This is a genomic window from [Flexibacter] sp. ATCC 35103, from assembly GCF_001975985.1.
Lineage (GTDB): Bacteria > Bacteroidota > Bacteroidia > Flavobacteriales > Flavobacteriaceae > Flavobacterium.
The window spans coordinates 802,573-821,585 of sequence record NZ_MTQF01000001.1 but is presented as its reverse complement, the minus strand read 5'-3'; the positions used below and the strand labels follow the sequence as shown (position 1 = coordinate 821,585).

Sequence of the window (19,013 nt, the reverse complement as noted above, 5' to 3'; positions counted from 1 at the left end):
TAATTAAAAAAAATGAGAACGAAAAAGTACATAATTATTACTCTAAGTTTTTTTACTCTAATAAGCTGTGAAAAAAAACAAAACTACATAGCCAAGGAGTTGTATTTAAATATAGATTATTTAGAGGATCATTTAGAGAAAATCGAACCAGATACTATCAAATTAAAGAATGACTATACATTAATAATTTTTCCTTTTAAAATGCACGAAAAAGATTCATTAAATTATAGATTGATAGGAAATAAAAGAGATACTATATTCCAGAAATATGAACTCGATATTCAAAAAAAACTGCCTGGTTTTGACAAAGAAAATAATGATAGAGACTTTAAAAACCATTTCATATTAACGTATACATTTAATACGCATGAAACTTATTTTGTTCTTTATGATAAACAAAGTTGTAAAACTGAATTTGGCTCAGAGATGTCACGCTTTAGTCTCAAATGGAGTGACCAAAGAAAAGAATTATTAATTTTTGAAGATTGCGATGATGACTACAAAAAATATATTTATGATGTAAACACAAAAATAAAAACATTGATAGATGTTACGAAACTTGGATCAGTTGATAAGAGTGATTCTTATAGAACGAGATGCGATTTGTGGCAAAACAATTGGAGTAGTTTATATGTGAAAAAAGTAGATAAGGGATATTATTACTTAGCAGGTTTAAGTAATTGTGAACCCAATAAAGAGTTTAAAATAAAAATAGGAAGCCAATAAAAATGAGAGCATTAAATTATACAATTCTAAGCATATTCTTTTTTATCTATATAAACTGCGGTAAAAAACAGATTATACCCCAGAATTTAACAGACTTAAATCAAATAATACCAACGCTAAAAGATTCAGCATATTATTATGCTTATTATAAAGATTGGTTTTCTAATCAAGACACTAATGATAAATCCCGCATAGAATCTTTGAAGAAAATTTTTGATAAATCAAAATTTATATACATTAAAAAAAATAAGTATTTAGTAATAGCTACCCCTATGCCTGAAGATGCTATTATATGTGTTTTTGGGGAGGAAAAGGGTATTGTGAAAAAGGTATTTAAAATATTCCCTCATGAATTTAGTGAAAAATATGGATTTGATTGGAGTATATATAATCAATATATAATAGTTCGTACAGGAGTTTACAACGGAAATATTTTTGGACCAGGATTTATGTTTGATTCTTATGATTATATATATGGTTTTAAAAAAGATAGCTTGGTTGTTTTAGATTCAATTATATCCAGACATAGAGAAAATAAACTTGTGGATATTGGTCAAAAAACTATTATAGCTAGTTCGAAAGCAACCATCATTAATTGGAAATTTATTTCTAAAGATTGTATTTTAAAAGAAATTCAAAGTGGAGAAGTAGTACCATTAATAAAAATTGATAGTATCGTTTTTAAGTCTAATTCTAACAAATCAAAAGAAAAAAAATGTTTAATTAAATCTTGATCAACAATTTAAAATGAAAAATATCTTTATTAGTTGTTTAGTATTTGTAGTTAGCATTTTTATTTGTTGCAAAGACAAATCAAAAAGAGAACAATCTGTGGCTTTAATTGACTCAACAAAAATAATTACAACTGCAGATACAATCTTAAAGAGAAAAGAATATTTTTTTGGAAATAAAATATTGTATTTAATTGAGTGGAAATATTCGGAGAATAATCCAAAAAGTACAACTTATTATATTGACCAAAATCATGAGAAAGTTTTAGAGTATGAAGACAACCCTTTATTAATAAAAGACACTGTTTTTGATATAAATAAAGATGGTTTAAAAGACTTAGTTTTATTATATCAAACCACAGGACCTGTACAATATCATGTTTATTTATTCAACAAAATAGGGTTAGTTGATAAAGAAATTGAAACATATAATTATTTCCCTATTAACGAAAAAGAATTTATTCAGGCGGTCAATTTTAGATCTCCAATTGTTGAATTAAAAAAGCTGAAATGGAGAGGAACCGATATTGACACCATCGAAAAAATATATTATGATTCGGAACATCCGGTCTATTACCAAGCTAACAAATATCCTTTTAAAGACTTTGAACCCAAAGATGAAAAGTATAGTTATGACTCAACTGTAAAAGTTAAGATTCTAAAAAAATTACCTGATGATTATATAAAAGCGATCAAAAAATATTATCCTGAACTTATTAATCCTTAAATTATGTCTTTCAAAACTATTACTGATTCCGCCTTGGTTTGTGAGAAAGGAAGTGAAAGCACTTTATTAAAAGTGACCAGCCAGCAATATTCTAAAATAAAAGGTATGCTGATTGCGACAGAAAAAGACAAGGATTTTCCTGTAAATATACTGCCATTTGGTCGTTGTGGTATTTTAAGAAATTCTTGTAAATGTAAACCAACAGTTTGGCAAAAAACACTTAAAAGTAAAATAAATAATAATGCAAAATTGGGTAAAGATTCTTTTATCTTATGTGATGTGGGCGGCAAAATAGAGTTTAAAGATACGGGTGAAAATAATTTTTCTAAATCAGAAAGTTCAAATTCATCCATTTTTAATTCTATTCCGGAAAAAAGTACAGAAGAGTTAGAAGAGGAACAAAGTAATAAAATAGAAGAGGAAAAGGGAAACATTACAATAATTTTAATGCTTTTATTTTTAATATCACTTGTTTTTGGAGTTTTGTATTATAAATTAAGTAGCGTAGATCAATAATATAAATGATGGATAATTGGCAACAGATGCTCTTTATATAAATAATTAAATTATGAAACAGAAACGAGTATTAATTTTCGTAGTTATTTTTTTAAAACTAAATATGTTAGGACAAACTATTAATAAGTTTCCATTTGAAATGTCTGTTTTAGAATATTTTTCAGGGAATAATAACGTCATCGTACCAATACTTTTAAAAGAGAAATTTTATTATATCGACAATAATACAAAAGCAATAAAAATAGACAAGGGTTTTGATGTAGCTTATCCTTTTATTAATAATGTAGCTTTAGTAAAACAAAAAGAAAAATATGGTCTTATAAATTTAAAAGGGGATTATATAGTTGAGCCAACTTATAAATATTTTCAAATAGCTTCATATCAAAAAATCTTAATTTTTAAAAATGAGCATGATAAAGAAATCTGTTATGACTATAGCATAAATGAATTCGTTTCCGACTACATATATTGTGCTGAACCCTTAGGACCTGAAATTATCACTTTTCAAGGTTTGAACGGGAAATACGGAATTAAAAATCTACAGAACAAAATAATTGCAGAGCCGCTTTATGATAGTGTTTTAGTAATAAAGAAAAAATTTATAGTTGTAAAACTAAATAATAAAATAGGCATAATAGACAATACAAATAAAATCTTGATTCCTTTTAAGTATGATGATTTTATTTGTTCAAGAGATGAAAATCCAAAAATTATCAGTTTAAAGAAAAAAAAACATTGGACATATTTGTATGATTTTAAAAAGGCTGTAGATAGTAAATATGAATCCGTAGAAAATATTGCAGAACTTATTTCTGAAAAAGCATTATCGATTGTCAAAAATAAAAATAAATATAATATTTTGTTTAAAGATGGCTCGGTTTTACCGATTGATTATGATTGGATAGCATATAATGGAAAAGTGGCAATAAGCGGAAATAAAGTATATCAAATTTATGATTTTAAGTCATTTATACTATACTGTAATTTATAAATAATTAAAAAGATGCACGGCCAGACACTGCCAGTAAAGATAGCATAAATGAGTTTGAAATTTTAACAGAAAACTCAACTTGCTTATGCAGTATTGGATGAAAAATAAGTATTGACAAGCATCATTAATTACTAATTAAACCATCGACCATTACTAATTTTCTGTCGGCCATATTTGCCAGTTCTTCGTTGTGTGTTACAATGACAAACGTTTGTCCAAATTCGTCACGAAGCTGAAAGAATAACTGGTGCAGGTTTTCGGCAGAATGAGTGTCCAGATTTCCTGAAGGTTCATCGGCAAAAATAACATCCGGCTTATTGATTAATGCTCTTGCTACGGCAACTCTTTGCTGTTCACCTCCTGAAAGTTCGTTTGGTTTGTGATGTATCCTGTGGGAAAGACCTAAATATTCTAAGATTTTTTTAGCTTCTTTTTCCGTTTCTGCTTTTGGTTTATTTGCCATAAAAGCGGGGATACAAACGTTTTCCAGGGCGGTAAATTCCGGCAGCAATTGATGAAATTGGAATATAAAACCAAGATTTAAATTCCTGAAATTAGATAATGTCTTGTCTTGTTTGCTTTTCTTTTTAAAATAACGATTCAGATAAATTGCTACGAATAAAAGTGGCAGTACTAAAACGCCTGCAATACTATATCTGGTTACATCATCTAGGATTGCCTGCTTAAAGAAAAATAAAAAAATCAGAAGACAAAGTACATAAACCGCACCGCTGCGGGTAACCCATTTAAACGTTTTTTCCTGTTTTGAGTTATCGGTTTCTACATCTTGTAATTGCAATACATTTTCTCCGTTAATAGTCAAAGATGAATTGGGGTTGATTTCAGGTTTGTCAAGTGTTCCCAGAATTTGTAAAAGGGTCGTTTTTCCGGCACCGGAAGCACCAACTATCGAAACAATTTCTCCTTTTTTGATATGCAAATCAACTCCTTTCAGGACTTCTAATTTATCGTAAAACTTATGTATATTTTTTGCGTGGATCATTTTGAAACTGTTTCTACAAAGAAACAAAGATTCTGCCGATATAAAAATGAGTTGTAACAGAATTTTAAGAAGAAAGCCATTTAAGGAGATCAGGGAATTTTATTTTACATTTATCATAAATATTTTAAAAAGATGAAAATAAAAATTGGACTAATACTTTTGATAACAGCACTTTTAGGAATATTTATAAGTGCAAAAATATATTCTGAAGATTCATTTTTGGTTTATAAAGTCGATCTTAAAAAACAAGATTTAAAACTATATTGGAAAAATGATAAGAATCAGAATTTTGGAAGTATACAAAACTTAAAATTATGGCTGGAGCAAAATAACAGGACTCTTGATTTTGCAATGAATGCCGGAATGTATAAAAAAGATAATTCGCCACAGGGACTTTATATCGAAAACAATAAAATGTTAATGCCTCTGGATACAACACAAGCATCGGGAAATTTCTATCTAAAACCTAATGGCGTATTTTATATAACCACAAACAAAACTGCTGCAATTTGTAAAACAGAAGATTTTCGTAATAATCAACAAATAGCATATGCAACGCAATCCGGTCCAATGTTAGTTGTTGATGGTAAAATTCATCCCGAGTTTAAAAAAGGATCTGTTAATTTGAATATTCGAAATGGAGTTGGGATTCTCCCTGATGGAAAACTACTCTTTGTATTGTCTAAAAAGGAAATTAATTTTTATGATTTTGCAAATTATTTTAAAACGTCAGGCTGTAAAAATGCGTTGTATCTGGACGGGTTTGTGTCACGGGCATATGCTCCGTCAGAGAACTGGATTCAGACCGATGGAAATTTTGGTGTGTTATTTGCAGTGACAGAAAAAATAAATAAATAAAGAGTTTGTTATATGGGAATTAAGAAATAAAATTTTGATTACAAGGAAGTTCCATTTGATGAATTCTTTATAAATTCGATTAATATCTAAATAAAATAGAAATGCAGGAAATAAATGTAACAAGTGATGACAGAATGAGAAAACTTCTGTTAGGAATTCTTTTGGACGGAGTTGGAATGATTTCCTTTACAATTCCGCTTTTGGGAGAATTCTCAGATGTGATTTGGGCTCCGGTTGCGGCTTTTATTATGACCAGAATGTATAAAGGCAGAGTAGGGAGAGTTGCGAGTGTTTTAACTTTTATAGAGGAAGCATTACCGTTTACAGATATAATTCCGTCCTTTACAATTACGTGGATTTATACGTATTATTTTCAAAAAGGAGAAAACTAAAAATCGTAACAATTTTATAAATGAAAAATGGCAACCTTAAAAGTTGCCATTTTTTATTTCTTAATGAAGCTGAATTAATCTTTAAACAAAAAACCAAGTCCCATATTTTTAAGCATTTTCTTTTCGAAGTTCCAAAAAAAGCGGAATTGCCCAAAAATTGTTCCTATGGCCACCAATAAAACCTGATAAATAGGAAAAATAATTAATAAACGGATTAAAGTAAACCATCCGCCAAAATCTTCTTTGGTAATGCCCAGAAATACACAAAAGGGTTTAGACAACCATGCAGATGCCGATCCTGTGATGGCAAAAACAATAAATATAATTATGGCTTGTAGATTTGAGGTAATTCCCCAACGTTTTTTTAATCTATTCATTTTTATTTGCAATGATTACAAATATAAGAACATTATCTTATAGGAACATACCCGCCGAGCTTTTGTTTGTATGTATTTTGAAAATAAATCATATAATTATAAATCAGGTAATTTACTTCGTATCCATAATGAATATTTGGCCTGTAGTCGATTGTCATTTCGTATAAATTTGGATTATAACGCTGCGGTTGTAAAACCCGATTATTCCATTCTGTCACATATAAGTAATTCTTGTTTTCAAGATAAGACAAGGAATAATAATTACGCGGAAGCGCCATTGATGCCAGCCAGTTACTAAAGCCATTGTCAATAATTATAACTTCATATTCAAGCGAGTCATTGGCAATTCGAACTGTGTCATTTACAGCCGTATTAGGTTTAGATACAGAATTCGTCGCAACAGTATTTTTAGAAGCTGTAGAACATGCAATAATCGTAAACAGAAGCACTAATATGGAAAGAATTTGTTTCATGACTTTTAGTTTCAAACTTAAAATTACAAATTATTCAATTATGAATTTTGTTATTTAACAGTTTTGTAAAAAAGGCCCTAAGATGCTAAGCTTCTGAGTTGCTAAGTATTTGTGAAATTTTCTAAAAGAAAAGCCGCTTACTTTGAGTAAACAGCTTTTGTTATCTTAGTTGCTTAGCAACTCAGAATCTTAGCAACTTTTAAGAAGCTATTTACTCCCAAATAATTTACCAATAAATCCGGCAATTCCGCCTTTGGTTTTAGTGACTACAAGAACATCTGCGACATCTACTTTTCCGTCATTGTTTTGGTCTAAACCAAATTGCATTCCGTATTTATTAATCGTTTCCATAATGCCGGAAGCTTGTCCGCTATTTCCTGTAAGGGAACTGATAATATCAGAAATCTGAAAACTGCTGTCATTCGGGTCTTTTGCTTTATTTACTAAGGAACTTAATATTTGCGGAATCATACTTGCTGCAACGCCTGAAGAAGCGTCGCTGCTTAATCCAAACTTTTCACCAAGTTTTCCTGACAGCTGTTGCGTTATTTGCTGTACAACAGGGTTAGAACTATCAATAGCCGATTTACCACTAAATAAACTGGCCAATTGCTCGCCGCCGCCTTCTGAAGCGATTTTTTGTAATCCAGCAAATATCGAAGTGCTAGTTTCAGTTATTACGGCTTCATTATGCTCGTTTGGCACAGCAGTATTGTTTACAACAGCGTTGCCTCCGTATTGCTGTACTAATTGGGTTAATTGTTCAAACATGATTTTTTAGATTTAGATTAGACGACAAATTTAATTAAAAAGAAAGGGATTTACTACAAATATGTAATAAATCCCTTTAAAGTTAATCTATTTTTTAATTGCTTAGCTCAACAACGTAATAATTTGTGAAGCTAATTCTGTTCCAATTCTGTCTTGTGCTTCTCCTGTTGCAGCTCCAATGTGTGGAGTTAGAGAAATTTTAGTGTGCATTAAGATCGCCATTTCCGGTTTTGGTTCGCTTTCAAAAACGTCTAAACCTGCAAAAGAAACTTTACCTGAGTCTAATGCTTTTACTAAAGCAACTTCGTCAATAACACCACCACGAGCACAGTTTACGATTCCAACACCATCTTTCATGATAGCCAATTCTTTTTCTCCAATGATGTAACCATCCTGAGCAGGAACGTGTAAGGTAATGAAATCAGCTTCTTTAAATAAAGATTCTAATGATTGAGAAACAATTGTAGTTGTGATAGACTGACCATCAAAAAACTCAACTTTTACATCTACAGAAGGAATAAAACTATCTGCAGCGATAACTTTCATCCCTAAACCAAGAGCCATTTTTGCTGTAGCTTGTCCAATACGGCCAATACCAACAATACCTAAAGTTTTACCTCTTAATTCAGTTCCATTTGCGTAAGCTTTTTTCAAACCATCAAAGTTTGAATCTCCTTCAAGAGGCATATTTCTGTTAGAATCATGCAAGAAACGAACACCAGAAAACAAGTGACCAAAAACCAATTCAGCAACAGATTCTGATGATGAAGCAGGTGTATTAATTACATGAATTCCTTTGCTTTTTGCATAATCAACATCGATATTATCCATACCAACACCACCACGACCAATAATTTTAAGTCCTGGACAAGCATCAATAATATCTTTACGTACTTTAGTTGCACTACGCACTAAAACTACGTCTACATTATTTTCATTTACAAAATTAGCTACTTGTTCCTGAGCTACTTTTGTAGTTATAACTTCAAATCCACCTTTTTCTAAGGCTAGAATTCCACTTTTAGAAATTCCGTCATTTGCTAATACTTTCATTGTATTTTATTGTTTATTTGGTTAATCGTATAACTGTTTAACTGTTTGTACGGTTAATTGTTTAATCGATCAGCCAACTATTATAATTTTCTTTTTTGATATTTTAAAGGAAGCATTTTTTGACGATTAAACAGTTAAACAAATTAACGATTAACCGAAAAAAAACTAAACTTTAGTCTCCAAAGCTTTCATTACATCAACTAAAACCTGAACACTTTCGATAGGCATAGCATTGTAAATAGAAGCTCTGTAACCACCTACAGAACGGTGTCCTGGCAATCCTGAAATTCCTGCAGCTTTCCATAAAGCGTCAAAAGTTTCTGTATGATCAGCGTTGTTCAATAAGAAAGTAACATTCATTTTAGAACGATCTTCTACCGCTGCAGCACCTTTGAATAATGGGTTTCTGTCAATTTCAGCATAAAGTAGATCCGCTTTTGCGTCGTTTAATTTTTCAACAGCAGCAACTCCGCCTTTTTCTTTAATCCATTGCAAAGTCAATAGAGAAACATAAACAGCAAAAACAGGAGGAGTATTATACATACTTTCTGCTTTAATATGTTTAGCGTAATCTAACATACTTGGTATAGTTCTTCCTGATTTCTCTAAGATTTCTTCTTTAACAACTACTAATGTAGTTCCTGCAGGACCCATATTTTTTTGAGCTCCGGCATAGATTAAATCAAATTTAGAAAAGTCTAAATTGCGTGAAAAAATATCAGAACTCATATCGCAAACAACCGGAATATTTGTTGCCGGAAAATCTTTCATCTGAGTTCCAAAAATAGTATTGTTACTAGTGCAGTGAAAATAATCAGCATCACTAGGTATGGTATAACCTTTTGGAATATGGTTGTAATTTTCTTCTTTTGAAGAAGCTACAACAACAGTTTCTCCAAAGTTTTTTGCTTCTTTTATAGCAGCAGTTGCCCAGGTTCCGGAATCTAAGTAAGCAGCTTTTCCGCCTTCTTTCAATAAATTATAAGGAGCCATTAAGAATGCTGTACTTGCACCACCTTGTAAAAATAAAGCCTGGTATCCTTTTCCTGTAAGTCCTAGTAACTCTAAAGCAAGGGAACGAGCTTCATCCATAACGGCAACGAAATCTTTGCTTCGGTGCGAAATTTCAAGAATAGAAAGTCCTGAATCATTAAAATTTAATATAGCTTTTGATGCTTTTTCAAAAACTTCTTGAGGTAAGATACTTGGTCCTGCGCTGTAGTTGTGTTTTTTCATGGTTGTTGTTAATAGTCGAAAAATTTAAAGACGCAAATTTCGGCAATAGGAGCTGAAAAAGCGATAAATTATTCGAAATAATTAAACATATTTTTACTTTGTTGTTAACAAAAACGTTATAGTATCTACGTTATCTGCATAATCCCACAATTGCGGATTTTGAGTCTGCCCGAAGGCAATACTATTTTTGACCAAATCATTGCTTACAATACACTGAATTTGTTCAGCCTCAGCTTCAAGACGAGTCTGTAAATCTTCGATATTTTCATAGAATTCATAAAAAACACTCGAAATAGGCGAGGCGTAGCTTGGATCTTCCTTTAAAGTCAAAAATCCGTTATCTAATAATTTGAAATTACTCATTAAAAATACTGCTTTATTATAATCGTAATTATTAGCGTATTTCTCATAATGAATCACATCCTGATATTTAAAAATTGCTTCAAAAAATGCTACAAACGAATAGTCTTTCGGTACAAAAAGTTTCGAAACATTGCGACATCCTAATCCAAAATACCTAAAAATATCTTCACCTAAATTTTCCAGGTCTTCTTTTGTTTCTTTTCCGTTTAAAACAGCAACCGAATTCCTGTTTTTACGAATAATTGAAGGTTTATCCTTAAAGTAATATTCAAAATAACGGGCAGTATTATTACTTCCGGTAGCAATTACGGTATCAAAGTTTTCGAGTTTGCCTTCTACAAAAGTGATCTTGTCTTTTAAGCTTTCATCAACGAAAATTAAATATTTAGCTAAAAACGGTAATAAATGCTGATCGTTTGATGATGTTTTGATTAAAGCGCTATTTCCTGTAATTAATACCGATAAAAAATCGTGAAAACCAACTAACGGAATATTCCCGGCAAGAATTAAGGCAACATTTTTTGCATTGTTGTCATCCTGAACGGAGTCGAAGGAATATTCAGAAAGCCATTTGGCTATGTTTTCTTCTGTTAAGGCGTCTGCCCAGGATTTTATTGCAAAATACACTTGTTCTGGTGTGTACCATCCGTTGTGTGATTGAGAAAGGTGTATCAGATTTATAAAATCATCAAAAAACAAATCATTGCCTAAAACTGACTCATTTTGTATGTTATTTGTTTCAGAAAACTGATTTAGAAATTTGCCTAATTCAACAAAAACACTTTTTTTTGTTTCTAATGTCATAATGTTTGCTTATGAATTGTTTTGATTGTAATTTTGCACAAAAATAAGGATAAATAAGTCGAAAGTCAAAAGTCATTAAAGTCAAAAGCTTCAAATGTCTTTTTTATATGTTTTTTGACTTGTAACTCGAAGACTTTTAATTTTAAGACTGAAAAAAAATGGCAATAATTATAACTGACGAATGCATAAACTGTGGGGCTTGTGAACCAGAGTGCCCAAATACAGCAATTTATGAAGGAGCTGATGATTGGAGATATAAAGACGGAACTAGTCTTAAAGGAAAAGTAATTTTACCGGACGGAACTGAGGTTGATGCTGATGATGCTCAAACTCCAATTTCTGACGAAGTATACTATATTGTTCCAGGAAAATGTACAGAGTGTAAAGGTTTTCATGATGAACCTCAATGTGCTGCTGTATGTCCGGTTGATTGTTGTGTGCCAGATGATAATCACGTAGAAGATGAAGAAACTCTCTTGAACAGACAAGCGTTTTTACACGGTGACGAATAAATTTCGACCATAAAAAATATAAATCCTGAGTTATCGCTCAGGATTTTTTTTGCTTAAATTTCTTCAGTATAATTAGGCTATTTCGTTGGTTTTTAATGTTTTATTTATTGAATGTTAGTTTATTAATAAAAAATTAATACTTTAGTTGAAAATTTAATAAGGCCTATGAAGAAACTAATATTTTTATTTGTCGTATTATTTACTATTACTATTTGTGCACAAAATACGGAATATTCTATAGTTGTAAAAGATATAGAGACACAGCTGCCAATAGAGAATGCGACGGTTGTTATACTTAAAACGAAGCAAGTTTTGCTGAGTAATGAAGAAGGAAAGGTAACTTTTGTTTTAAACGGAGCTTCGAATGTTCAGGTTTCTGAGATGAATTATGAAAATCTTACCGTTCGCTGGGCAACTTTAAAAGAAGACCAATTTGTAGTTTATTTACAGAACAAGGATAATAAATTAGATGAAATTGTTTTATCTAAAGAAAATCCACAAAAAATACTGCGAAAAGTGGTTTCTAATTCGATAGAAAAATTAACCATGCCTTATCGGTTAAAAGTGTACGTACGAGAATTTTTTATGCTCGACAATAAATACTCTTATTATAATGACGGACTTGTAAATTTTCAGTTTTCAGGTCATCAAAAAAATGTCACTACAACATTATTAGTCGAACAAAATCGTTCTTATGGCTTGCTGGAAACAGATGTAAGTGAGGATTTACGAGGATATAACCTGAATAATATTATGGAGAATTATTCTAACCTTAATTATTTTGAAATTGTTTTAGATCCAAAAGCGAAGAAAGAGTACGACTATATTATAAAAGGACATCCGGGCAATGAGAAATATTATGTAATGAATATTGCTCCATTGGATAAAACGAAAAAAAACAGGGATAGTTTTGAAATTGTTTATGATCCTGAGAAAAAGATAATAATGGAATTTACCTGTATTTTTAATCCGGCGAATACAAATGAAACCGAAGAAAAACCAAAGATTGGTTCAAAACATATTACCAGATCTTTTGTAAAAGTAAACTACAGGCTCGACGGATCAGATTATTATTTATTGAGTTCGAATGAAGAAATAGGATATGATTTAATTTTAAAAGATCAGGTAAAAAATATTCAGGTTCGCAATAATTTTATCACGACCAATTTTAATAAGCAAAAATTCACATACAACGAAAGTGATGTTTTTAAGGAAAAATCACTCTTTAATAAAAAGAATAAGATTTTGACTAATTATTGGGATATTTCCGGCTTTACAGCTACCGAAGAAGAAAAAGCAATAATAAGTTCCTTAGACTTTAAGATGTAGGTTTTAAGAAAAATAAAAAATCCTGAATTAATTCAGGATTTTTTATGCTCTTTTTTTAGCTACAATAACATAAGTATCATACGCATACGTTTTTCGATCAATGGTTTTAAGTATTTCAAAATTATTGAGGTATAAAAAAAGCTGAATTTCATTGAGGGTAAAAACACGTACGGTAGAAAAATCATTCTCCAGGATTTCTTTCTCTCCGTTTTTAATAATATAATATTGTGCAGTCCATTCCAGCATAAAATTCTCAAGTAAATTATTGGTATCCCAATGACTTTCTCTGATGTAATTTATGTCTTCAAACTTTGCTTCATGAATAATTACAGGATTTTCTTTTGTAAAAGGAATAAACCTGTTGGCATCTATAAAATCAAAAATAACTACACCATTCTCATTGAGATTTTTATAGATAGATTCAAAAGTTCTGTTAATATCATCATTGGTAATCAGGTAACTTGTAGATCTTCCGGTAATTAAAATAGAATCGACAGGATTCGCAAGTTGAAAATCGCGCATATCACCCGAAATAAAAATAGCATTTTTATTTTTTTCTCTGGCAATTGCAATCATGCTTTCGCTGTAATCAAGGCCTTGATAATGGTGATTGTTATCCAGAAATCGTTTCGTGAGATTTCCGGTGCCACTTCCTATTTCAAGAATACTGGACCTATTATTCTCCTGAAGTAAATTATTATAAAAAAGATATTCTTCGTCATAATCAACAAATGTCTGATACATAGCATCGTAAATCGCGGCCATTTTTCCTTCATATAAATTTGCCATAATGCTCTTTTTTAAATTATAAAATTATAAAAAAGGGCTGTCATAAAGACAACCCTTTTAATATTTAAACAAAGTTGAACTTAGAATTTATAATTCACAGATAAATTAAACATAGTTCCTAATTGACTAAAATGGAATCCATCATATGTCATTCTGGAATAACGCTGGTTAAATGTAAGTAAATTAGATTGTTGTTTTGTTTGTGCAGGATCAGCAAGTAAAGCAGCTCCGGCCTCATTTTCTGCTACGAATTTCCATTCAGGCAAAATATTAAATAAGTTGTTTACATTTAATGCAATGGTTAGTTTTTCGGTAGCACTAAAGTTTACGCCTAAATCAGTAACAATTTTAGGAATGAATTCTGTTTTAAGGTTAGCAGCTAAAAATTCCGGAGAATTAACCGGAGCATTAGGATCATTTGTTGCTAAACCATCCTGATTAAAAGTAGTTTTTCCGAAATAAGTATTATTCAAAGAAAATCCGAATTTACCAATTTCATAATTGATTCCAAAAATCCATTTTGTATCAGGTCTTGAAGTAAAAGTCAAAGAGTTCAGGATATCACCAAATGAGTTGTTCGTTACAGGAGAAATTCTCTCATTTTGTATAGTAATATTTCCTGACAGATTAAATCCTAATTTACCTTCGCCAATTCCAACGTTATTGTAATTAGCAACTACATCTAAACCGGAAGTTCTTGAATCGAAAGAGTTAGAAAACCAGGCAACATTTCCAAAATCAGTATCTTGTCTGTCTCCTAAAACGATTCTGTCTTCTACCTTAATATTGTAGTAATCGATCGTAAAATTAAAGTTTTGAAATGGTTTTGCACCAATACCAACAGTTACGTTAGTTGATTTTTCAGGATCTAAAGGTGGAATACCTAGCTGGCGTGCCTGAGGAGAAACGTTATTTATGATTCCGCTAATCTGAATTCCTTCTCCCGCTACAAATGAATACTGAGATTTTTGAGTATAAATCTGGTGTAAAGTTGGCGCTCTGAAACCAGTTGATACAGATCCTCTTAAAGTTATTTTATCATCAAGGAATTTATATCTTGTACTTGCTTTCCAGACAGTTGCTCCGCCAAAATCACTATATTCTTCATGACGAACAGTACCGTTTATTAAAAAGTCTTTGGTAATATCAAAAGCTACATCTAAGTAAACCCCAACATTATATCTGTTCCATTTTCCTGAATTCTCAGGTCTGTTTCCGGCAAAAGAGTCAGCTCCGGTTCCGTCCCATGAAGCTTTATCTCCTTCGATAACAGTAAAATATTCTGATCTGAACTCGGTACCAAAACCAATACTAATTTTATCAGATACAATTTTAGAAACATCAATGTTTCCAACTACATGATTAAAAGAAGTTCCACCTGGTTTAAACGAGATCGGACTATTTTCTCTATAAACATTATTTCCATTATCATCAAGAATATCAGATCTGTTTACAGAGTTGTTTACTGAATAAACCTGTTTGTTACCACCAACCGTTAAACTTGCATCAGTATTCCAGCCGTTTTTGACGTTTTTAAAACCTAAAGTTCCGTTGTAATCGGTTAAATCTCCTTCAAAAGTAGGTCCATATCCAGCATAAGAAGGATTTGCATCATTACCATTTCCAAAGAAATCATTTAGGTAAGGATCATCAGATAAAGGTCTCCAGTACGGCGTTCTAAAGTTAGCGAATGATTTTACTTTTTTGTACACATAAGCAGCGTTATAGTATAATTTAGTATTATCGCTAATATCGTTTCCACCGTTAATCAGGAATTTTGCAGCTGCTGTTTCCGGGGAACCATTTACGTTTCTTGCATCAGGATATTTATCCAGAAAAGATTGAACACTTGCTACAGCAGCAGGTGATCCATCTAAAAAGTCATTTGCTTCGCCTTGTGCATCAACTGTACCAGGTCTGTTGGCTAAATTTACCTTAGAGAAATCTATGGTGTAATTTAAAAAACCTTTTTCGCCCACAGTAGTACCATTGTTTAAACTTACGCCCAGCATTTCGCCATCACCTTCAGAAGTAATTCCGCTTCTTACAGTCAAAGATCCATCAGTAGCATTTTTCTTTAAAATAATGTTCATTACTCCCGCAATAGCATCAGAACCGTATTGAGCAGAAGCTCCGTCACGAAGAATCTCAACTCTTTCGATTGCATCTGTTGGGATTGCAGAAATATCTGCTCCGGTTTCTCCACGACCCGGAGAAGTTTGTACATAAAGTAATGAACTTAAGTTTTTACGTTTACCATTAATAAGGATCAAAGTTCTTGATGGTCCCATATTCCTGATCTCGTAAGGATCCAGTAATGATGTTGCATCATTTACAGGCGTTTGTACAGTATTAAACGATGGAATTTTGTACTGCAATGCCTTATCAAATGTTGCTTGTCCTGTAGAGGTTAAATCTTTTGCGGATAATACATCAATTGGTAATGCACTGGTAGTGTTACTTCTGGCAGCAGTTCTGGATCCTGTCACGACTACTTCGTCAAGATTTTGTCCGCCTTCTTCAGATAAGGATACATCAATTTGCGATGCATTTGCCAATCTCGTTGTCGTAGTGTAACCCATATAGGTAAAAATCAATGAAGCACCTTCTTTTACAGTTATTTTGTACGATCCGTCAATATCCGTCGATACTCCGTTGTTTGTGCCTTTTTCTACAATGTTGACACCAGGCAGGGGATTTCCTGTATTGTCCTTTACAATACCCGAAATTTGCTTCTGTGCAAAAATAAATAGGGTATTAAATAAAAAAAATAAAATTGCAATTCTTCTCATGTTAAAACTTGTTTTGGTTAAAAATTTCTATATGGTTTGTTAAATATTGCGATAAAAGTAGGTTTATTTAACAAAATATTAATAAAAAGTTTGATTTTTTTTAAGAAAAGTAGTAAAAAAACATATATCGTCATTTTTTGTTTAGTTACGAGGTATTAAATCTTATATTTGCAAAATTTTAGGGGCAAAAAGTGATATTTTGACAAAATTTTAAAAGAAAGAAAAAACAGCTAAAAAAGAATTAAGTCAGTTGGTATGTATTTGATATATAGTCAATAACGGCAACGGCTAACGAGGCTAAAATCAATAAAAAAACAAATATTATCTAAATATGAAAGCAGGAATTGTAGGATTACCAAATGTTGGAAAATCGACTCTATTTAATTGTTTGTCTAATGCAAAAGCGCAAAGTGCAAACTTTCCGTTTTGTACAATCGAACCTAATATTGGTGTTGTAAACGTTCCGGATCCAAGAATCAATAAATTAGAAGAATTAGTAAAACCAGAGCGCGTTCAAATGGCAACTGTTGATATCGTTGATATTGCAGGTTTGGTAAAAGGAGCAAGTAAAGGGGAAGGTCTTGGAAATCAATTTTTAGGAAACATTAGAGAATGTAATGCTATCATTCACGTTTTACGTTGTTTTGATAATGATAATATTGTTCACGTAGACGGAAACGTAAACCCAATTCGTGATAAAGAAACAATCGATATTGAGCTGCAATTAAAAGATCTTGAAACTGTTGAAAAACGTTTAGAGAAAGTAAATCGTGCAGCTAAAACCGGAAATAAGGAAGCGCAAACTGAGAAAGCTCTTTTAGACAGAATCAGAGAGTCGTTATTACAGGCTAAATCAGCCCGTACTATTATTCCTCAAGGTAATGATGAAGAGGTTTTAATGGAATCGTTTCAGTTAATTACTGCAAAACCAGTTTTATATGTTTGTAATGTTGATGAAAATTCAGCAGTAAACGGAAACAAATATGTAGATCAGGTTCGTGAATTGGTAAAAGATGAAGATGCTGAAGTAATTATCCTTTCAGTAGGAGCAGAGGCTGATATCACAGAATTAGAAAGTTACGAAGAGCGTCAGGTTTTCCTTGAAGACATGGGATTAACAGAGCCTGGAGCATCAGTTTTAATTCGTGCAGCTTACAAATTACTAAAACAACAAACTTACTTTACCGCTGGTGTAAAAGAAGTTCGTGCCTGGACTATCAATATTGGTTCTACAGCACCACAAGCAGCCGGAGTTATCCATACTGATTTCGAAAAAGGATTCATTCGTGCTGAGGTAATTTCATATGAAGATTACGTTCAATACGGTTCAGAAGCAAAAGCAAAAGAAGCAGGAAAATTCAAAGTCGAAGGAAAAGAATATATCGTAAAAGATGGTGATGTAATGCATTTCCGTTTTAACGTTTAATTTTTTCTAGAGAATAGAATAAAGAATATAGAAAATAGACTAAAACTGCTGGAGAAATCTAGCAGTTTTTTTATGTTTGAAAGTCACGTCTGTCAAGCTGAGCGAAGTCGAAGCCCGCAAAGTTTATCATTGAGACCCAAGGTAGAAATCGTACTCGAAACTCTGCAAAAAAATACTAATCTTTGTTGAATCCCGCGTGTGATTTCTCCCTTCGGTCGAAATGACAATAAAATCTACATAAAAAAAATAAAACATAAAAAAATCTGTTTAAATCGGTGCTTTCGCGTTAGCGAATCCGTGTAATCCGCGTACCATTATTTTTTTGGCTCAAAAATTGGTTAGTACAAAAAAGTATCAATTTAACAACCAAAAAATAAACCCATCAAAATGCTAAAAACGACCTTAAAATTTCTTGGCTGGACTATTCTCGGCATCATTACTTTTCTTGTTTTGTATCTTATTGCAGTATATCTGATTTCTAAAATCACCGTCAATTCTGATGTTGTACAAGTAGAAGAGAAAGACGGAATTCCTATTTATATCCTCTCAAACGGCGTTCATACAGATATTGTAGTTCCGGTTGTCAATGAAATTAAAGACTGGCGAAAAGAGATTCAGTTTAGTCAGACAAAATCAAAAGACAGTACCATGCAATATATTGCTTTTGGCTGGGGTGATAAAGGTTTTTACCTGCATACTCCTGAATGGTCAGACTTAAAAGCAAGTACGGCATTGAAAGCCGCATTTGGAGTAAGTTCATCAGCCATGCACACCACATTTTTCAAACAACTTAAAGAAGGAGATGATTGCAAACGCATTATAATTTCAAAAGAGAATTACCAAAAGTTAGTCACTTTTATTTCTGAAAGCTTTCTGGATGCAAACCATCCACAATGGATTGAAGGGTATAGCTACGGAAGGAAAGATGCTTTTTATGAAGCTAAAGGAAGTTATAGTTTGTTTTATACTTGTAACACCTGGGCAAATTGTGCCTTAAAAGCCGCTAATCAAAAAGCAAGTTTGTGGACGGTTTATGATAAAGGTATTTTTTGCCATTATGAATAAAAATTTTTTATAGAGATTCTGGATAGAAATTTGTAGTTCCTACGGGACAAAAAAAATAATAATGAATATTGTGCTGCCA

At 31.8% G+C, this 19,013-nt stretch carries 19 protein-coding genes and 2 pseudogenes; 11 read left to right on the top strand and 10 right to left on the bottom strand.

Features of this window, described 5'->3' with window-relative positions; all coding sequences use genetic code 11:
* The first annotated feature begins 12 nt into the window (after window positions 1-12).
* The 5 genes from BXU01_RS03455 to BXU01_RS03435 are packed head-to-tail and all read left to right on the top strand — an operon-like array spanning window position 13 to window position 3,691.
* Window positions 13-726: a hypothetical protein gene (locus BXU01_RS03455; RefSeq protein WP_083691705.1), complete on the top strand. Its 714-nt coding sequence runs from the start codon at window positions 13-15 to the stop codon at window positions 724-726.
* A gap of 2 nt (window positions 727-728) precedes the next feature.
* Entirely contained in the window at window positions 729-1,460 is a 732-nt protein-coding gene (locus BXU01_RS03450; protein WP_083691704.1) for a hypothetical protein, read from the top strand.
* A 13-nt stretch (window positions 1,461-1,473) separates the two neighbouring features.
* Window positions 1,474-2,184 carry a hypothetical protein gene (locus BXU01_RS03445; protein WP_083691703.1) on the top strand — a complete coding sequence of 237 codons (711 nt, stop codon included), beginning with the start codon at window positions 1,474-1,476 and terminating at the stop codon, window positions 2,182-2,184.
* Window positions 2,185-2,187: 3 nt separating this feature from the next.
* Window positions 2,188-2,700, top strand: a complete 513-nt coding sequence (locus BXU01_RS03440; protein ID WP_083691702.1) for a DUF4280 domain-containing protein — start codon at window positions 2,188-2,190, stop codon at window positions 2,698-2,700.
* A 52-nt stretch (window positions 2,701-2,752) separates the two neighbouring features.
* On the top strand, window positions 2,753-3,691 hold the full coding sequence (locus tag BXU01_RS03435) for a WG repeat-containing protein (RefSeq protein ID WP_083691701.1): 939 nt from the start codon (window positions 2,753-2,755) through the stop codon (window positions 3,689-3,691).
* Between the two features lie 124 nt (window positions 3,692-3,815).
* Here BXU01_RS03435 and BXU01_RS23945 read toward each other — a convergent pair.
* Both BXU01_RS23945 and BXU01_RS23940 read right to left on the bottom strand, forming a co-directional pair.
* Window positions 3,816-4,265, bottom strand: a pseudogene (locus tag BXU01_RS23945) (ABC transporter ATP-binding protein); the annotation flags it as partial.
* 216 nt (window positions 4,266-4,481) lie between these two features.
* Window positions 4,482-4,694 (bottom strand): annotated as a pseudogene (locus BXU01_RS23940) (ATP-binding cassette domain-containing protein); the annotation flags it as partial.
* Window positions 4,695-4,826: 132 nt separating this feature from the next.
* Between BXU01_RS23940 and BXU01_RS03425 the strand changes: the two are divergent.
* Both BXU01_RS03425 and BXU01_RS03420 read left to right on the top strand, forming a co-directional pair.
* A complete protein-coding gene (locus tag BXU01_RS03425; protein ID WP_083691699.1) occupies window positions 4,827-5,552 on the top strand; it encodes a phosphodiester glycosidase family protein in 726 nt (241 codons plus the stop codon).
* Between the two features lie 101 nt (window positions 5,553-5,653).
* Window positions 5,654-5,944, top strand: a complete 291-nt coding sequence (locus BXU01_RS03420) for a hypothetical protein (protein WP_083691698.1) — start codon at window positions 5,654-5,656, stop codon at window positions 5,942-5,944.
* A 74-nt stretch (window positions 5,945-6,018) separates the two neighbouring features.
* Here BXU01_RS03420 and BXU01_RS03415 read toward each other — a convergent pair whose 3' ends face one another.
* From BXU01_RS03415 to BXU01_RS03390, 6 genes are all read right to left on the bottom strand, one after another.
* Complete coding sequence (locus BXU01_RS03415) at window positions 6,019-6,321, bottom strand: DUF6787 family protein (protein ID WP_055098230.1); 303 nt, start codon at window positions 6,319-6,321, stop codon at window positions 6,019-6,021.
* A 32-nt stretch (window positions 6,322-6,353) separates the two neighbouring features.
* The gene (locus tag BXU01_RS03410; protein ID WP_083691697.1) at window positions 6,354-6,794 is read right to left on the bottom strand and encodes a DUF6146 family protein; all 441 of its coding nucleotides are present in this window, start codon (window positions 6,792-6,794) and stop codon (window positions 6,354-6,356) included.
* A gap of 207 nt (window positions 6,795-7,001) precedes the next feature.
* A complete protein-coding gene (locus BXU01_RS03405) occupies window positions 7,002-7,565 on the bottom strand; it encodes a hypothetical protein (RefSeq protein WP_083691696.1) in 564 nt (187 codons plus the stop codon).
* Between the two features lie 102 nt (window positions 7,566-7,667).
* Window positions 7,668-8,618, bottom strand: coding sequence for a D-2-hydroxyacid dehydrogenase (locus BXU01_RS03400; RefSeq protein ID WP_083691695.1), 951 nt, complete (start codon window positions 8,616-8,618; stop codon window positions 7,668-7,670).
* Window positions 8,619-8,783: 165 nt separating this feature from the next.
* On the bottom strand, window positions 8,784-9,854 hold the full coding sequence (gene serC / locus BXU01_RS03395; RefSeq protein ID WP_083691694.1) for a 3-phosphoserine/phosphohydroxythreonine transaminase: 1,071 nt from the start codon (window positions 9,852-9,854) through the stop codon (window positions 8,784-8,786).
* A gap of 93 nt (window positions 9,855-9,947) precedes the next feature.
* Window positions 9,948-11,021: an acyl-CoA reductase gene (locus tag BXU01_RS03390; protein WP_083691693.1), complete on the bottom strand. Its 1,074-nt coding sequence runs from the start codon at window positions 11,019-11,021 to the stop codon at window positions 9,948-9,950.
* A 158-nt stretch (window positions 11,022-11,179) separates the two neighbouring features.
* Here BXU01_RS03390 and BXU01_RS03385 point away from each other — a divergent pair, with 158 nt between their 5' ends.
* Window positions 11,180-11,533, top strand: a complete 354-nt coding sequence (locus BXU01_RS03385; RefSeq protein WP_029269133.1) for a 4Fe-4S dicluster domain-containing protein — start codon at window positions 11,180-11,182, stop codon at window positions 11,531-11,533.
* 165 nt (window positions 11,534-11,698) lie between these two features.
* On the top strand, window positions 11,699-12,862 hold the full coding sequence (locus BXU01_RS03380) for a hypothetical protein (protein WP_083691692.1): 1,164 nt from the start codon (window positions 11,699-11,701) through the stop codon (window positions 12,860-12,862).
* 42 nt (window positions 12,863-12,904) lie between these two features.
* On the opposite strand, the gene BXU01_RS03375 is transcribed toward BXU01_RS03380, so the two are convergent.
* Together BXU01_RS03375 and BXU01_RS03370 are read right to left on the bottom strand one after the other, a co-directional pair.
* Window positions 12,905-13,651, bottom strand: coding sequence for a class I SAM-dependent methyltransferase (locus BXU01_RS03375; protein WP_083691691.1), 747 nt, complete (start codon window positions 13,649-13,651; stop codon window positions 12,905-12,907).
* An 80-nt stretch (window positions 13,652-13,731) separates the two neighbouring features.
* On the bottom strand, window positions 13,732-16,443 hold the full coding sequence (locus BXU01_RS03370) for a TonB-dependent receptor (RefSeq protein ID WP_083691690.1): 2,712 nt from the start codon (window positions 16,441-16,443) through the stop codon (window positions 13,732-13,734).
* A 331-nt stretch (window positions 16,444-16,774) separates the two neighbouring features.
* On the opposite strand from BXU01_RS03370, the gene ychF reads away from it, so the two are divergent.
* Together ychF and BXU01_RS03360 are read left to right on the top strand one after the other, a co-directional pair.
* Complete coding sequence (gene ychF, locus BXU01_RS03365; protein ID WP_074656996.1) at window positions 16,775-17,869, top strand: redox-regulated ATPase YchF; 1,095 nt, start codon at window positions 16,775-16,777, stop codon at window positions 17,867-17,869.
* Between the two features lie 387 nt (window positions 17,870-18,256).
* Window positions 18,257-18,934 carry a TIGR02117 family protein gene (locus BXU01_RS03360; protein WP_083691689.1) on the top strand — a complete coding sequence of 226 codons (678 nt, stop codon included), beginning with the start codon at window positions 18,257-18,259 and terminating at the stop codon, window positions 18,932-18,934.
* The last annotated feature ends 79 nt before the right edge of the window (window positions 18,935-19,013 follow it).

What these genes read in the sequence shown, in the direction of transcription:
- BXU01_RS03450 (WP_083691704.1), top strand. Translation starts at nt 729, where the DNA reads ATGAGAGCATTAAATTATACAATTCTAAGCATATTCTTTTTTATCTAT.
- BXU01_RS03375 (WP_083691691.1), bottom strand. Translation starts at nt 13,651, where the DNA reads ATGGCAAATTTATATGAAGGAAAAATGGCCGCGATTTACGATGCTATG.
- serC (WP_083691694.1), bottom strand. Translation starts at nt 9,854, where the DNA reads ATGAAAAAACACAACTACAGCGCAGGACCAAGTATCTTACCTCAAGAA.
- BXU01_RS03410 (WP_083691697.1), bottom strand. Translation starts at nt 6,794, where the DNA reads ATGAAACAAATTCTTTCCATATTAGTGCTTCTGTTTACGATTATTGCA.
- BXU01_RS03435 (WP_083691701.1), top strand. Translation starts at nt 2,753, where the DNA reads ATGAAACAGAAACGAGTATTAATTTTCGTAGTTATTTTTTTAAAACTA.
- BXU01_RS03420 (WP_083691698.1), top strand. Translation starts at nt 5,654, where the DNA reads ATGCAGGAAATAAATGTAACAAGTGATGACAGAATGAGAAAACTTCTG.
- BXU01_RS03390 (WP_083691693.1), bottom strand. Translation starts at nt 11,021, where the DNA reads ATGACATTAGAAACAAAAAAAAGTGTTTTTGTTGAATTAGGCAAATTT.
- BXU01_RS03360 (WP_083691689.1), top strand. Translation starts at nt 18,257, where the DNA reads ATGCTAAAAACGACCTTAAAATTTCTTGGCTGGACTATTCTCGGCATC.
- BXU01_RS03415 (WP_055098230.1), bottom strand. Translation starts at nt 6,321, where the DNA reads ATGAATAGATTAAAAAAACGTTGGGGAATTACCTCAAATCTACAAGCC.
- BXU01_RS03380 (WP_083691692.1), top strand. Translation starts at nt 11,699, where the DNA reads ATGAAGAAACTAATATTTTTATTTGTCGTATTATTTACTATTACTATT.
- BXU01_RS03425 (WP_083691699.1), top strand. Translation starts at nt 4,827, where the DNA reads ATGAAAATAAAAATTGGACTAATACTTTTGATAACAGCACTTTTAGGA.
- BXU01_RS03370 (WP_083691690.1), bottom strand. Translation starts at nt 16,443, where the DNA reads ATGAGAAGAATTGCAATTTTATTTTTTTTATTTAATACCCTATTTATT.
- BXU01_RS03455 (WP_083691705.1), top strand. Translation starts at nt 13, where the DNA reads ATGAGAACGAAAAAGTACATAATTATTACTCTAAGTTTTTTTACTCTA.
- BXU01_RS03385 (WP_029269133.1), top strand. Translation starts at nt 11,180, where the DNA reads ATGGCAATAATTATAACTGACGAATGCATAAACTGTGGGGCTTGTGAA.
- BXU01_RS03440 (WP_083691702.1), top strand. Translation starts at nt 2,188, where the DNA reads ATGTCTTTCAAAACTATTACTGATTCCGCCTTGGTTTGTGAGAAAGGA.
- BXU01_RS03405 (WP_083691696.1), bottom strand. Translation starts at nt 7,565, where the DNA reads ATGTTTGAACAATTAACCCAATTAGTACAGCAATACGGAGGCAACGCT.
- ychF (WP_074656996.1), top strand. Translation starts at nt 16,775, where the DNA reads ATGAAAGCAGGAATTGTAGGATTACCAAATGTTGGAAAATCGACTCTA.
- BXU01_RS03445 (WP_083691703.1), top strand. Translation starts at nt 1,474, where the DNA reads ATGAAAAATATCTTTATTAGTTGTTTAGTATTTGTAGTTAGCATTTTT.
- BXU01_RS03400 (WP_083691695.1), bottom strand. Translation starts at nt 8,618, where the DNA reads ATGAAAGTATTAGCAAATGACGGAATTTCTAAAAGTGGAATTCTAGCC.